Source organism: Nocardiopsis codii (assembly GCF_036327455.1).
Classification (GTDB): Bacteria; Actinomycetota; Actinomycetes; order Streptosporangiales; family Streptosporangiaceae; genus Nocardiopsis; species Nocardiopsis codii.
Genome location: NZ_JAUZMY010000040.1, coordinates 22,254 through 35,054, shown reverse-complemented (window position 1 = coordinate 35,054; position 12,801 = coordinate 22,254). Strand labels below are relative to the sequence as shown.

The following is a 12,801-nucleotide window of genomic DNA, read 5'->3' as shown; positions in this document are numbered from 1 at the left end:
CAGACTAACGAAAGAATAAAAGAGAGGTGTACGGGGCCGTGGACGGGGTAGCGCCCCCGGCCCCGTGGGCAGAGGTGGTGTCCCCGGCGCGTCGACCGCGCCGGGGAGCGGGTCACTCCAGGCGCCGGGAGGCGAGAACGCTCACGAAGTGGGCGAAGCTCATCAGCACGGCGACGGCCGCGCACGCGACCACCAGGAAGCGGGTCGCCGCCAGGTCGCCGAGGAAGGCGTCCACCACGGCGACCACCACGATGATCAGGGACAGCTCCACCGCCTGGATGAGGCGGTGGACCTTGAGGGCGGAGGCCAGGCGGCGCGCCAGGCTCAGCCCGGAGGACTTCGGGCGCATCGCCTCGTCCGAGACCTTCTCGGGCAGCCCCGCCTTGGCGCGGGCGACCACCACGTTGTCGGTCTCGGCCTTGATCAGCGCGACGCCGATCGCCGCGGCCATGCCCAGGACCACCCAGCCGCCCGCCTCCCACTCGCCCTGGGCACGGATGCCCAGGCCGATGAGGAGCGCGATCTCGGACACGTAGTGCCCGATCCGGTCCAGGTAGATCCCCGCGACGCTGGTACGCCCCGTGTACCGGGCCACCTCGCCGTCGGAGCAGTCCAACAGCAGGTAGACCTGGATGAACACGGCCGCGACGATCGCCGACCACAGGCCGCCGAACGCGACGACGACGCCGGCCAGCACCCCGAACACCATCATGAGGTAGGTGATGGGGTTGGGCGGGACGCGGAGCCGGACGAAGAACGTCGTCAGGTACGGGGAGACGTCCCGCATGTAGAGGCGGCCCGCCCAGTGCTCCTCGTTGGTCCGCTCCTTGATACCGGCGGGCTGGCCCCCTGCGCGGACCTCAGCGACCGACGGCTTCGACATAGTCCTTGACGCTCCGTCCGATCTCGTCCTCGGAGAGGTTCAGGTGTTCCAGGATGGTGAACCGTCCCGGACGGGTGGCCGGCGCGTGCGCCACCGCCCGTGCGAACGCCGCCTCGTCGAGACCGACGTCGGAGGGCACGACGGGCAGCTCGTGGCGGACCAGGCAGTCGCGGATCTCGTTCATCCGCGACTCGGACCAGCCCAGGTGCCGCACCCGCAGGAAGGACGCGTACAGCGCGCCCAGCCCGGCCAGCTCGCCGTGGTTGCTGACGCCCGGGTGGAACTGGGTGACCGCGTGCAGGATCTCGTGGCACGCGCCGCTGGCCGGACGGCTGGACCCTGCCACCGACATGGCCATCCCGGAGAGCACCAGGCCCTCGGCGAGGACGGTGACGAACGCGTCGGACTCCACGGAGTCGGGGCGGTGCAGGACCGCCTCCGCCGCGACGCGGGCGAAGGTGACGGCCATGCCGTCCACGGGCTCGCCGTTGACGCGGCCGGCCAGCTCCCAGTCCTCGATGGCCGAGATGTTGCTGACCACGTCGCCGATGCCCGAGCGCACCAGGTGCGAGGGCGCGGCGTGGACGTAGTCGACGTCGATGACGACGGCGATGGGCATGGTGACGCCGATGGACGGCTTGCCGCCCTCGTGCTCCAGGGAGCTGACCGGGGAGGCGATGCCGTCGTGGGCCAGGTTCGTGGCCACGGCCACCATGGGGATGCCCGCCATCGTCGCGGCGAACTTGGTGACGTCGATGGTCTTGCCGCCGCCGATGCCGGCGACCGCCTCGTACGCGCCGGAGCGGAGCTTCCTGCCCAGCTCGTTGGCGGCGTCGACGGTGCCCTGCTCGACGTGGAAGACCTCGCAGTTGGGCAGGTCCAGGTCAGCGGCGATCTGCGCGCCCTGCCCCGGGCCGACCGCCACGGCGATGCGGCCCTCGGTGGCGATCCGCCGGTCGGCGAGCAGTGTTCCGAGGGAGGAGACCGCCCCCCGCCGCACGTCGATCGCCAGCGGGGAGGGAAGCATGCGGGCTAGTAGTGGCACGCGATCTCCCTGGCCTTGGCGAGGTCGTCGTGGTTGTCGACCTCGACCCAGTCCACCTTGCCGATGGGCGCCACGGCGATCTTCTCGCCGCGGTTGACGAGCTCCTGGTAGCCGTCCTCGTAGTACAGCTGCGGGTCGCGCTCCCAGGTGGCCTTGAGGGCGTCGGCGAGGCGGGAGGCCAGGGTGCTCTCGATGAGGGTGGCGCCGATGTACTCGCCCGCCGCGGTGGCCGGGTCCATGAGCTTGGTGATGTTCCTGAGGTGGCCGCCCTCGTCGAGGGTCACCTTCATCTCCTCGTCGGCGAGGCTTTTCACGTTGTCCACCGCGAGGAGGAGCTCCGGTCCCCGGGCGGCGAGTAGCGTTTCCTCGACGCTCACCGGGTGGACGGTGTCGCCGTTGACCAGGAGGACGCCCTCGGAGAAGAACTCACGCGCGGTCCACAGGGAGTACGCGTTGTTCCACTCCTCGGCCTTGTCGTTGTAGCTGAGGGTGAGCTTGACGCCGTGGCGCTCCTCCAGGGCCTCCTTGCGCGCCTCGACGGCCTCCGCGCGGTAGCCGACCACGACGACGACGTCGGTGAGCCCGGCGGCGGCCAGGTTGCGCAGCGAGATGTCCATGATGGTCGTGTCGCCGTCGACTGGCACCAGGGCCTTGGGCAGGGTGTCGGTGTAAGGACGCAGCCGGCGCCCCGCGCCTGCGGCGAGAACCATTCCGAGCATGAGGGCGTGTTCCTCCTTGTGTCGAGGAGGCTGTCACGCCTCCCCGTTCGTTCCGGCGGCCGGTTGGCCCCCGTCTCCGTGGCCAGGTCGGGAGATCCGGGGATCTCCAGGGTCCGTGTCACCACCGCCGGGGGTAGCGGTGGTCCTGGCGCGCACGTCGGTCACCGGTGTCGCACTCCAGGTGCGCACGGCCTCCCGTACGAGCAGCACCGCCAGGTATCCGGCGAGTATGCCGTAGGCGGGGGTGAGCGCGTGGAGCGCGCCCCCGACGGCGACGACGAGCATGCGGCCGTCCCACCCGAGAGCCGCGCCGCGCACCCACTCCGGTCTGGCCATGCCGACCGCGGGGCGTGCCGCGTCGTCGCGGTGGTGGCAGACGACTGCCACCAAGAGTACGAACACCAGGGGACCTGGTACGCCGGACGCCAGTCCCAGCACCGCCAGGAAGGTGTACTCGGTGGCACGGAGGACGGGTGGTACGAGCCAGTCGAAACGTCCGTCGTGGGGGTGGCCCGAGGCCAGTCCGGACAGTAGCAGGGCAGCGACCGGTGCGAACAGGGTAATGCCTGCCAACTGTCCTCGCTCTGCCGCGAGGAGCGTCCCGACGACCAGCGCCCCGGTGAGCGCGGGCAGCAGGGGAGGCACGGCGCCCTGCACGATCCGGCCGAACAGGACCGCCGTGTGACCGTCATCACGAAGGAATCGCAGGTCCGGGGTGGTGGCGACTCTCTGTTCCCTCGGGTGCGGCCGGGTCCCGCCGTACCCGTTCGCGCTCACCGGCGCACCTCGCGCGCGGTGGGGTCGACGAGTTCTCCGGTGACCGCGATCGTGCAGCCGACGATGAGGGTGACGAAGGCGACCCGGGCGTCCCAGAGCGTGGCGGTCACCGCGATCACCAGGAACCGCGTCGGCTGGGAGAAGACCATGAGGCGCCGGGCCAGGGCGGGCAGGGCCGGGGCCGCCCCGGGGGTGCGGGCGGCGCCGGGCGCGCGGTGCGGCCCCGACCCGGCGGCGGGCCGGTCCCTGTCGGGTCCGGCCTCGCGCGGTCCGGGCGGGGCACCGTCGGCGCGGACCCCGGCGGGGGCCGCGCCCCCGGCCCCCGCGGCGGAGGCCACGTTCGCACCGGGTCCGCGCCGGGGGGCCTTCCCGTCCCCCGGGGCGGAGGCCCCGAGCAGCCGGCCGGTCAGCGCGGGATCGCTGTCGCGCGGATCACGGACGGGGCGGCGGGGCACCAGGCCGCCCAGGAGGCTCCCAGTGCGTTCCTGAGAGGGCGGCGGGGCGCTTTTCATGTTCTGCCCTGGGAAGGAGCCGAGCGGGGCCGCGTGGGCCACCAGGAGCGAGTCCCGCAGCGCGAGCGCGACGAGCGCGCCCGCCGCCCATCCCCACGCTCCGCCGAGGTCGGCGAGGACGGCGCCGACCGCCAGTCCGAGGTAGACGACGTACTCCCGCAACTGCGACAGCATCGCCGCGAGCCACCGGGTGAGGGCGTCCCTGCGGTCGGCCCGCATGCGCACGCGCACGGCGTCGCAGAACAGCACGGAGGCCAGGAACGCCGATCCGGCCAGGCCTCCGACCATGTCGGCCCGGGAGAACCAGACCGCGCCGCCGACGGCCCCCAGGACACTGATCCGGGTCACCCCGGCCCGGGTGACGCGCCTGCGTTCCAACATCCGCGCGGTCGACCGCGCCACCGTGCCGTAGACCATGGGTGCCCTCTCACACTTGGTGAGAGACACGGTTACTTACGGTGTGTAGTCAATCAAACACTGACACGCACCTTGTGTCCGGTGGGCCCGGGGGCGGAACCCCGCGCGGGCCTGCGGACGGACAAGGAAAAGTGCGCACCGCCGGAAGACACCGGCGGTGCGCACCACGGGGTCGCGGGGGACGGCGGCCGGGGCCGGTCCGCGTGGAGCGGCTCAGGCGGCCGGGCCGCCGTCGCCCCCGCCGTCCTCGCGCTTCTCCTCGTCGATCTTCTGCTCGGCCTGCTCCGCGCGCTTCTTCTTGGCGGCGTCGCGCTTCTTGCGCTCCTCGATCTCCGCCTTGGTGTCCTCGTCGTACGCGGCCAGTGCGGCGTCGATGTCGGTGTCCAGGGCGAGCCCGCCGCCCTTGACGTACAGGCCGCGGTTGCAGAACCGGCGCAGGTCCCTCTCGCTGTGCGAGACGAGCACCATCGTGCGCTGGTTGGCCAGCATCCGGTCGATGGCCTCGTAGCACTTGCGCTTGAAGGCCTTGTCACCGACCGCGAGGACCTCGTCCACCAGCATGATCGGGTGCTCCAGCTGGGAGATCAGCGCGAACCCGAGGCGCACCTTCATACCGCTGGAGTAGTGGCGCACCGGGGTGTCGATGAACTTCGACTTGATCTCGGCGAAGTCGACGATCTCGTCGAAGCGCTCGTCGATCTGCTTCTCGGTCATCCCGTGCAGGGACCCGACCAGGTACACGTTCTCGCGTCCGGTCAGGTTGTCGTTGAACCCCGCCCGCAGCTCCAGGAGCGGCGCCACCTTGCCGTGGACCTGCACCTGGCCCTCGTCGGGCATGAGAACCCCGGCGATGAGCTTGAGCAGCGTGGACTTGCCGGTGCCGTTCTTGCCGACGATGCCGACGCACTCGCCCCGGTTGATCTCGAACGAGACGTCGCGCAGCGGCCAGAACTCGTCACCCTCGGCGTTGGGGTCGCGCTTGGTGCCGTGGATGAACATCTCCCGCAGGCTGCGCTTGCGGCGGCGGTTCACGGCGAAGCGGACACCGAGCCCCTTGGCCTCGATGACCGGCCCGCTGGTCAGCCCGGCGCCGTAGTCGGTCTGCGCCATCACAACTCCTTCAGGACGGACATCTCCAGGCGGCGGAACGTCCAGTATCCGATGATGAGCATCAGGACCGAACCGACCACCGAAGAGGTCAACGCGAGTGCGCTCGGCGTTAGTTCCGCGAACTCAGGGAACCATACGGCGCGGTGCATCTGGAAGATGCCCATCAGCGGGTTGAGCTGGTACAGGGTCTTCACCCACTCCGGGATGCCGGAGCCGAGCACCATGGACGCCGGGAACAGGATCGCCGATCCGTAGAACAGCAGGCGCGTGAGGATGCGCACGAGGCGCTCCACGTCGCGCAGCAGCACGTTCACCGAGGACAGGAACAGGGTCACACCGAGGCCGAACATGAACGTCAGCAGCACCGCGAGCGGCAGCCAGACAAGCAGGCCCATGGCGGTGAAGTGACCGCCCAGTGCGAAGACGAAGACCAGCAGGACCGGCCAGGTGAGGAGGTACTCGACGAACTTCGTGCCCACCGTGGCCATCGGGAAGATCTCCCGGGGCACCTTCATCGTGGTGATCAGCTTGGAGTGCGTGAGCATCGCCCGCGGAGCCTCGCTGAGGATCGCGCCGAAGGTGGTCCACGGCAGGATCCCGGCCACGAGGAACAGCACGAAGCCGCCGTAGGCCTGCGCCTCCTCGGGCATGCCGCGATCAGCGTTGAGGATGACGCCGAAGACGAAGAAGTAGACCATCGTCAGAGCCAGGGGCTCCAACATCGTCCACGCGTACCCCAGTACGGACTGCTGGTACTTGACCTTCAGGTCGCGCCGGACCAGGAGGCCGACGACCTTCCGGTGCTCCCAGACGGCCAGCGCCCTTGACGCCACCGCCACCTCCAAGGGTTGTTTTCTCGTCCGGTCAACGAGGTGCCGGACAGGCGTGTTCGTGTCTCGCCTGTGCGCACCGGTCGACACGCGCGGTCCACCCCGAGCCGGGGGTGACCGGAAACGGGGGAGCGTGTCCGGGCGACCGGGGGATGTCACGGACCGCGCCCGGTTCCCACCGCGTCTGAGGAGGTCTGGACCGGGCACGCCATACAGGCGTCCATAGGTTACCGCTGCGAACGACGGGCCGCGCCAACCAGCCCGCCGCGATCGCGCGGCGCGCGCCGTCACCCCCCGTGTCTCCGGGACCGTCCGCTAGCCTCAGCCGGAGGGCGGAAATCATGTCCCTTATGGGGTACAACCGGGCGCGCGTCCTGTTCGCGCGGGGCATCGGGAGGCCGACGGCCCTCCGCTCCCGCGGGCGCCGGCGGCCCGGACAGGCCCTGTGACGAGTGCCGCGGCGAGTGCGGCCGAGGGAACGGCCACGAGCCGTGGACGGAAGAGGTGGGGCCATGCGCCCGCGTGTGATCGCGGCGGTTCTGGCCGGAGGGGTCGGCGCCCGCATGGGCGCCCCCTCCCCCAAACAGCTGCTGCCCCTGGAGGGGCGGCCCATCATCGAGCACTCGATCGCCGCGTTCGAGGCGTGCCCGGAGGTGGACGAGGTCGTCGTCCTCATGGTGCGCGAGTACGTGGAGCGGGTGGAGGACATCGTCTCCTCGGCCGGGTTCTCGAAGGTCACCGCGGTGCTCCCCGGCGGGGAGACCCGCACCGACACCTCGTACGCCGCCCTGTCCGCGATGGAGGGCGCCGCCGACACCGACCTGGCCCTGCTGCACGACGCCGCCCGGCCGCTCGTACGGCCCGCGACGATCGGCGCGTGCGTGTCGGCTCTGGGCGAGGCGGGCGCCGTCGGGGTGGCGGTTCCCAGCGGCGACACGGTGGTCAGGGTGGCCCCCGGACGGACCGGCGGCGAGGCCGTCGCCCAGGTGCCCCCGCGCGCGGAACTGCGCCGCATGCAGACCCCGCAGGGGTTCCGGCTGGGTGTGCTCCGCCGCGCCTACGCCCTGGCGATGGCCGACCCCGGCCTGGTCGCCACGGACGACTGCGGGGTGGTGCTGCGCTACCTGCCCGAGGAGGAGGTGCGGATCGTGCCCGGCGAGGAGACGAACATCAAGGTGACGAACCCGGGGGACGTGGAGGTCGCCGAGACGCTGCTGCGCCGGGCGCGTGCCCGCGCCGTCCTGGCGGAGGTGGACGCGTGAGCCGGGTCTTCGAGGCGACCGAGGTCATCGGGCACCGCGGCGCGGGGCGCGGCGTGGTGGACGGCGCCCGGGAGAACTCGGCGGAGTCGTACGCGGCGGCCGTCGCGGCGGGGGCGCACTGGGTCGAGATCGACGTGCGCCGCACCGCCGACGACGCCCTGGTGCTCCACCACAACGCCGCCTTGGACGACGGCCGGGCGATCGTGGACCTGACCGCCGAGGAGTGCGCCGGGGCGGGGCTGACCGGTCTGGACGAGGGCCTGGCGGCGATCCCGGCCGGGGTCGGCCTCGACGTGGACGTCAAGTCGGTCATGGAGGACGCCGTCGACGCTCCGTCACGGCGGACGGCGTCCCTGCTGCTCCCGTACCTGCGCCGCGAGGCGAAACGTCGCCGTGTGTTCGTCTGCTCGTTCGATCCCGGTGTCCTGGTGTCCGTGCACGAAGGGGCACCGGGGGTGCCGACGGCGTGGATGCCGTTCGTGCGCAACCCCCTGGACCAGGCGGTGGCGGGCGCCGCGGGCCTGGGGTGCCCGATCGTGGCCGTGGACGCCCGCTCGTTCGGGCTGACCGGGGACGCGCCCCGTCCGGGGCGCCGGCCGGTGCGGTACACCGTGGACCTGGCGCACCGGGCGGGGCTCGAGGTGGTCTCCTGGTGCCCGGACCCGGTGGACGCCGCCCGGTTCGCGGAGGCGGGGATGGACGCGGTCGTGGTGGACGACGTGCCGGGCGCGGTCTCCGCCCTCAAGGCGCTGGGGGCCGGGGGCGGCGCGAGGCCCTGAGCGGGCGGGCGCCCGGCGGGATCCGCCGGGCGGGCCGCGCCGCCGGGTCAGATCCGCCCGAGGAGTTCCGCCTTCTTCGCGGCGAACTCCTCGTCGGTGAGGATCCCCTTGGCGTGCAGCTCCCCGAGGCGTTCGATCTGCTCGAAGATCCACGCGGTGTCGGCGGGGCCGGCCTCCGAGCCGGTCGCGGCCGTCCGCCGCTCCCCCGCCCCTGCCGGCGCGTCCTCGGCCCCGTCCGGGCCGTCCCCGGCGTTCCCGCCGACGAGGAGGCTCAGGGGGGACCCGGGGCGGCGGACGGCGTCCAGCGCGCCCCTGGCGGTGCCCCTCCACCAGGCCTGGCCGTCCGACGGCTGTCGGCGGCCGTCCGCGGCCTGCCCGGATCCGAGCGCGAGCCGGTCGGCCGCTGCCCCGGCCCACACGTGTGCGGTGACGGTGGCGGCGAGGAGGAACACCTGGTGGATCTCGTTGCCGTCCTCGCCCGCCCTCAGCACGTCGAGGTCGTTCCTGGGTTTGGCCCCGGCCTCCTCCGCGCCCGGGGAGGTGCGGATCCGGACGAAGCCCCGGCCCCAGTCGTCGAGGGGCGACCACTCCACGCCGGTGATGTCGGCCAGGTCGTACTCGCGGCGCTTCTGCTTCTTCTTGTAACCGCTCGCCTCCCCGCCCCACATCAGCGACAGGCGGTCGGAGTCCAGGTGGGCGGTGCCCTCGAAGGTCCGGACGTGCAGGGGCAGCGGCGGGACGAGCCCGGTCGGGGTCGCACCGTCGGGCGGCCCGGCCTGCTCCGCGGCGAACCGCATCTGGTCGACCAGGTACTCGGCGACCAGTTCCGTCGACGCGGGCCCGGTCAGCCGGAAGGGCTGGGCCCTGTCGTCGAGCATCGCGCCGACCGCGGCGTAGGGGTCCATGCGCTCCCTCAGCCGCAGGTTCATGACCCAGCCGCCCTTGCGCGCCGCCCCGGGGCGGAAGTCCACCCCCTCCACCGCGGCGACCGGCACGTCCAGGCCTCCGAGGAGTTTGAGGAGGGGGCTCTTGAACCAGCCCTTCGTCTCGTAGGTGATCGCGATCGACTCTCCGTCGAACCGCCACTCGGCCTGGTCTCCGCGCAACTCGTCCATGGGTTCCCCTCCGTGTCACTGTCCCCTGACTAACAGAGGGGGCCGCCCTCCGCGAGGGCGGCCCCTGGCCGGATCCGGCCGTGCGCCGGGGCCGGGTGACCTGACCGGCACAGGAACGTCAGGCGCTGGCGCCCTGCGCGGTGCGCGAGTCCGAGCCGAGTCCGGGCGGGCTGGTGAGGAAGCCGGCGCCCCACGACATGTGCATGGTGGCCAGGGCGAGCGGGATCAGCGGCAGGCCGGCGGCGGGCAGACCCCGGCCGAGCGGCACGGACGCGGCGGTGACCAGCGCCAGGTAGGCGGCGGGAACCAGGAACAGCGGCCAGAACACGAACCCGCCGACCAGGCCAGCGACCACGCCGACCAGGGCGACCGGCGGCGCCAGGTAGCGCAGGTTGATGGTGCCCTTGTGCTGGCGGGCGACCACCCTCCGCCAGCGGCCGTAGTGGAAGTACTGCTTGGCGAGCAGCCGCACGTTGCGGCGCGGGCGGTAGGAGACCGTCATGCGCGGCTGGAACCACACGGTGCCGCCCGTGGTGCGGATGCGGTGGTTCATCTCCCAGTCCTGGGCGCGCAGGAAGGCCTCGTCGTAGCCGCCGACCCGTTCCAGGGCCGAACGCCGGAAGACGCCCAGGTAGACGGTGTCGGCCGGGCCGCCCTCGCCTCCGGTGTGGAAGCGCGCGTTGCCGACGCCGATCTTGGAGGTCATGGCGGCCGCGACGGCCTTCTCCCACGGGGTGGTGCCCTCGGCCGCCATGATCCCGCCGACGTTGTCGGCGCCGGTCTCACGCAGGGTCTCGACGGCCACCCGGAGGTAGTCGGAGGGCATCATGGCGTGCCCGTCGATGCGGGCGACGATGTCGTGCGAGGAGGCGCCGATGGCGGCGTTGAGGCCGGCCGGGGTCTTGCCGGTGGGGTTGTCGACCACCTTGACACGCGGGTCCGCGGCGGCGAGCCCGTCGGCGACCTCGCGGGTGCGGTCGGAGGAGGGGCCCACGCCGAGCACGACCTCCAGTTCGCCCGGGTACTCCTGGGCGAGGACGTGCTCCACCGCGGCGGCGAGGTGGCGTTCTTCGTTGAGTACGGGCATGACGACGGAGACAGGCGGCCAGGACACGGGCACTTCCCAAGGTCAAGACGTGTCGGGGACTGCGTGGGGGCTTCCCTCACGCGCGTCAACGGTACTGCACCCGTACGGCCCGGACGGCCCCGTGCGCCCGGCGGGATCGCCGCCGGGCCGGGTCGCCGCGAGGCTCAGGCCTGGTTCTTGACGGGCAGGCCGTCGGAGTCCTTGAAGTTGCCCATGATGACCACGATCAGGTCGATGATCGCCCAGACACCGAGACCGCCGCAGGTCAGCAGCATGAGGATGCCGGTGCCGATCTTGCCGACGTAGAAGCGGTGGCCTCCGAGGCCCCCGGTGAGGAGGCTGAGCAGGAGCGTGACGACCCAGCTCTTCGGGGACACGGCTTCGTACTGGGGCTGCTGGTACATGGTTGCGCTCCGGGATGGGGAGAGGAAAGGCGGTCGGATCGATCCGCGGCGGGTAGGCCGTACGGAACTCCCCTGGACCGGGGGTTCGTCGTGCGCGTACCGGGAGCGATCATTTTTACGCGTAAGTCGGGCCATGACCATGGATTTCGGTCACACAGTGATACCGGATACGCCTCAGCATGGCTCCGGTACCCGGCGGAACCCCGGTGGCATCGGCGGCGTCTCACCCAAAGCGGAGGACAACACGCCGAGCGTTGACATCCCGCGCCCTTCGGCGGATCGGGTGACAACCTAGGGATAAGGACACCGTTGGTCGGGTGGGGACGGGGAAGCCGATGAGCGACGACAGCTCGGGAACGCAGGGGCCGGGGGACGGCTTCCGGCGAGAGCGTTCCCAGCCGCTCCCGCCCGAGAGCCGCCGGTCCCCCCGGTCCGGACGTGTGACGGTGCCCAGCCGGGCCGCGCGGCGGCGCCGCACCGGCCTGCTGCTGATGGGCGTCCTCTCCGTGCTGGTGCTGTTCGCCTCGGGTACCTCGTGGGCGCTCACCGGGTGGATGTCCGGCTCCCTCAACCGGTTCGACGTGTTCTCCGGCCTGTCCGACGGCGACCGCCCGGAGCAGACGGGCGGCCTGACCTTCCTGGTGATCGGCTCCGACAGCCGCGAGGCGGTCAACCAGGAGGACCGGAACGAGCTGAGCGTGGGCTCCACCCCCGGCCAGCGCTCCGACAGCATGATGCTGGTGCGGCTCAACCACGAGCGCGACCGCGTGACCGTCGTCGGCATCCCCCGCGACCTGTGGGTGGACATCCCCGGCGAGGGGGAGGACAAGATCAACGCCGCCTACGCCTACGGCGGACCCCAGCTGGCCGTCCGGACCGTCGAGTCGGTCACGGACGTGCGGGTCGACCACTACGTCGAGGTGGACTTCACCGGCTTCGTCGACGTGGTCGACGCCCTGGACGGCATCCGGGTGTGCCTGCCCGAGCCCGTCGACGACCCCAAGGCCCACCTGGACATGGCGGCGGGCACGCACCGGGTGGACGGGACCGAGGCCCTGGCGTTCGCCCGCACGCGCGCCACCGCGCGCGGCGACCTGGACCGGATCGACCGCCAGCAGCAGGTGCTGTCCGCGATGCTCGACCAGGCGCTCAGCAGCGAGACCCTGTCCGACCCCGCGAAACTGACCGCGTTCCTGGACAGCGCCCTGTCGTCGGTGACGGTGGACTCCGGCCTGGACACCAGCACGATCAACGAGCTCGCCTACCAGATGCGCAACCTGGACATGGGCTCCGTCACCTTCACCCAGATCCCCATCGCCGACATGAACCACTGGACGCCGCGCGGCGACGTCGCCCTGCTGTGGGACGAGCCGGCCTCTCGGGAGCTGTTCGCCGACGTCCGCGCCGACCGGCCGATCACGGAGCCCGAGGAGGAGCCCTCGCCCGAGGAGGGCGGCCGCCCGGCCCCCGACGACATCCGGGTCCGGGTGTTCAACGGGATCGGCACCCCCGGCCTCGGCGCGCAGGTGGACACCGGTCTGACGGGGGCGGGGTTCGAGGTGACCGACCCCGCGGAGAACTGGAGCAGCAGCGACGTCCCGACGACAGAGGTCAGGTACGGGCCGGGCGACGGCACCGACGCCGCGTACGTGGCCGAGATGATCCCCGGTTCGGAGGCCGTCGAGGACGACACCCTGGACGGCGAACTCCAGATCGTGATCGGATTCAACTACACCGAGTTCCACGCCCCGGACACCGAGGAGGCCCCCGAGCCGGAACCCGAGGCGGAGCCCTCCGCCGACGACGGCCTCGCCACCTCGACCGCCCGGGACAACATCTGCGGGTGATCCCCGCGAAGGAA

At 71.9% G+C, this 12,801-nt stretch carries 13 protein-coding genes; 3 read left to right on the top strand and 10 right to left on the bottom strand.

Going from position 1 to position 12,801, the window contains the following annotated elements; genetic code table 11:
- Window positions 1-112: 112 nt before the first annotated feature.
- From Q8791_RS28015 to Q8791_RS27985, 7 genes are all read right to left on the bottom strand, one after another.
- Window positions 113-883, bottom strand: coding sequence for a CDP-alcohol phosphatidyltransferase family protein (locus Q8791_RS28015; RefSeq protein WP_330094833.1), 771 nt, complete (start codon window positions 881-883; stop codon window positions 113-115).
- On the bottom strand, window positions 861-1,910 hold the full coding sequence (locus tag Q8791_RS28010) for an iron-containing alcohol dehydrogenase family protein (protein ID WP_330094847.1): 1,050 nt from the start codon (window positions 1,908-1,910) through the stop codon (window positions 861-863). Before Q8791_RS28010 ends, Q8791_RS28015 begins: the two co-directional genes overlap by 23 nt.
- A gap of 5 nt (window positions 1,911-1,915) precedes the next feature.
- Window positions 1,916-2,647, bottom strand: a complete 732-nt coding sequence (locus Q8791_RS28005; protein WP_330094832.1) for a phosphocholine cytidylyltransferase family protein — start codon at window positions 2,645-2,647, stop codon at window positions 1,916-1,918.
- A 33-nt stretch (window positions 2,648-2,680) separates the two neighbouring features.
- On the bottom strand, window positions 2,681-3,424 hold the full coding sequence (locus tag Q8791_RS28000; RefSeq protein ID WP_330094831.1) for a DUF5941 domain-containing protein: 744 nt from the start codon (window positions 3,422-3,424) through the stop codon (window positions 2,681-2,683).
- Window positions 3,421-4,353, bottom strand: a complete 933-nt coding sequence (locus Q8791_RS27995) for a hypothetical protein (protein ID WP_407942065.1) — start codon at window positions 4,351-4,353, stop codon at window positions 3,421-3,423. The genes Q8791_RS28000 and Q8791_RS27995 overlap by 4 nt, the downstream gene beginning before the upstream one ends.
- A 213-nt stretch (window positions 4,354-4,566) precedes the next feature.
- Entirely contained in the window at window positions 4,567-5,463 is an 897-nt protein-coding gene (locus Q8791_RS27990) for an ABC transporter ATP-binding protein (RefSeq protein ID WP_330094829.1), read from the bottom strand.
- Window positions 5,463-6,308, bottom strand: coding sequence for an ABC transporter permease (locus Q8791_RS27985; RefSeq protein WP_330094828.1), 846 nt, complete (start codon window positions 6,306-6,308; stop codon window positions 5,463-5,465). Before Q8791_RS27985 ends, Q8791_RS27990 begins: the two co-directional genes overlap by 1 nt.
- A 497-nt stretch (window positions 6,309-6,805) precedes the next feature.
- On the opposite strand from Q8791_RS27985, the gene Q8791_RS27980 reads away from it, so the two are divergent.
- Together Q8791_RS27980 and Q8791_RS27975 are read left to right on the top strand one after the other, a co-directional pair.
- Complete coding sequence (locus Q8791_RS27980; RefSeq protein WP_330094827.1) at window positions 6,806-7,555, top strand: IspD/TarI family cytidylyltransferase; 750 nt, start codon at window positions 6,806-6,808, stop codon at window positions 7,553-7,555.
- The gene (locus Q8791_RS27975) at window positions 7,552-8,334 is read left to right on the top strand and encodes a glycerophosphodiester phosphodiesterase (RefSeq protein ID WP_330094826.1); all 783 of its coding nucleotides are present in this window, start codon (window positions 7,552-7,554) and stop codon (window positions 8,332-8,334) included. Before Q8791_RS27980 ends, Q8791_RS27975 begins: the two co-directional genes overlap by 4 nt.
- A 47-nt stretch (window positions 8,335-8,381) precedes the next feature.
- On the opposite strand, the gene Q8791_RS27970 is transcribed toward Q8791_RS27975, so the two are convergent.
- The 3 genes from Q8791_RS27970 to Q8791_RS27960 all read right to left on the bottom strand — a co-directional run bounded on the left by Q8791_RS27970 (window position 8,382) and on the right by Q8791_RS27960 (window position 10,940).
- Window positions 8,382-9,449 carry a DUF4429 domain-containing protein gene (locus Q8791_RS27970; protein ID WP_330094825.1) on the bottom strand — a complete coding sequence of 356 codons (1,068 nt, stop codon included), beginning with the start codon at window positions 9,447-9,449 and terminating at the stop codon, window positions 8,382-8,384.
- 118 nt (window positions 9,450-9,567) lie between these two features.
- Window positions 9,568-10,563: a glycosyltransferase family 2 protein gene (locus Q8791_RS27965; RefSeq protein ID WP_330094824.1), complete on the bottom strand. Its 996-nt coding sequence runs from the start codon at window positions 10,561-10,563 to the stop codon at window positions 9,568-9,570.
- 137 nt (window positions 10,564-10,700) lie between these two features.
- The gene (locus Q8791_RS27960) at window positions 10,701-10,940 is read right to left on the bottom strand and encodes a TM2 domain-containing protein (protein WP_330094823.1); all 240 of its coding nucleotides are present in this window, start codon (window positions 10,938-10,940) and stop codon (window positions 10,701-10,703) included.
- Window positions 10,941-11,275: 335 nt separating this feature from the next.
- On the opposite strand from Q8791_RS27960, the gene Q8791_RS27955 reads away from it, so the two are divergent.
- Entirely contained in the window at window positions 11,276-12,787 is a 1,512-nt protein-coding gene (locus Q8791_RS27955) for an LCP family protein (RefSeq protein WP_330094822.1), read from the top strand.
- Window positions 12,788-12,801: the final 14 nt, after the last annotated feature.

Bases quoted from the DNA above. Each gene is read 5' to 3' on its own strand.
- Q8791_RS28015 (WP_330094833.1), bottom strand. From the start codon at position 883: ATGTCGAAGCCGTCGGTCGCTGAGGTCCGCGCAGGGGGCCAGCCCGCC.
- Q8791_RS28010 (WP_330094847.1), bottom strand. From the start codon at position 1,910: ATGCTTCCCTCCCCGCTGGCGATCGACGTGCGGCGGGGGGCGGTCTCC.
- Q8791_RS28005 (WP_330094832.1), bottom strand. From the start codon at position 2,647: ATGCTCGGAATGGTTCTCGCCGCAGGCGCGGGGCGCCGGCTGCGTCCT.
- Q8791_RS27995 (WP_407942065.1), bottom strand. From the start codon at position 4,353: ATGGTCTACGGCACGGTGGCGCGGTCGACCGCGCGGATGTTGGAACGC.
- Q8791_RS27990 (WP_330094829.1), bottom strand. From the start codon at position 5,463: ATGGCGCAGACCGACTACGGCGCCGGGCTGACCAGCGGGCCGGTCATC.
- Q8791_RS27980 (WP_330094827.1), top strand. From the start codon at position 6,806: ATGCGCCCGCGTGTGATCGCGGCGGTTCTGGCCGGAGGGGTCGGCGCC.
- Q8791_RS27970 (WP_330094825.1), bottom strand. From the start codon at position 9,449: ATGGACGAGTTGCGCGGAGACCAGGCCGAGTGGCGGTTCGACGGAGAG.
- Q8791_RS27960 (WP_330094823.1), bottom strand. From the start codon at position 10,940: ATGTACCAGCAGCCCCAGTACGAAGCCGTGTCCCCGAAGAGCTGGGTC.
- Q8791_RS27955 (WP_330094822.1), top strand. From the start codon at position 11,276: ATGAGCGACGACAGCTCGGGAACGCAGGGGCCGGGGGACGGCTTCCGG.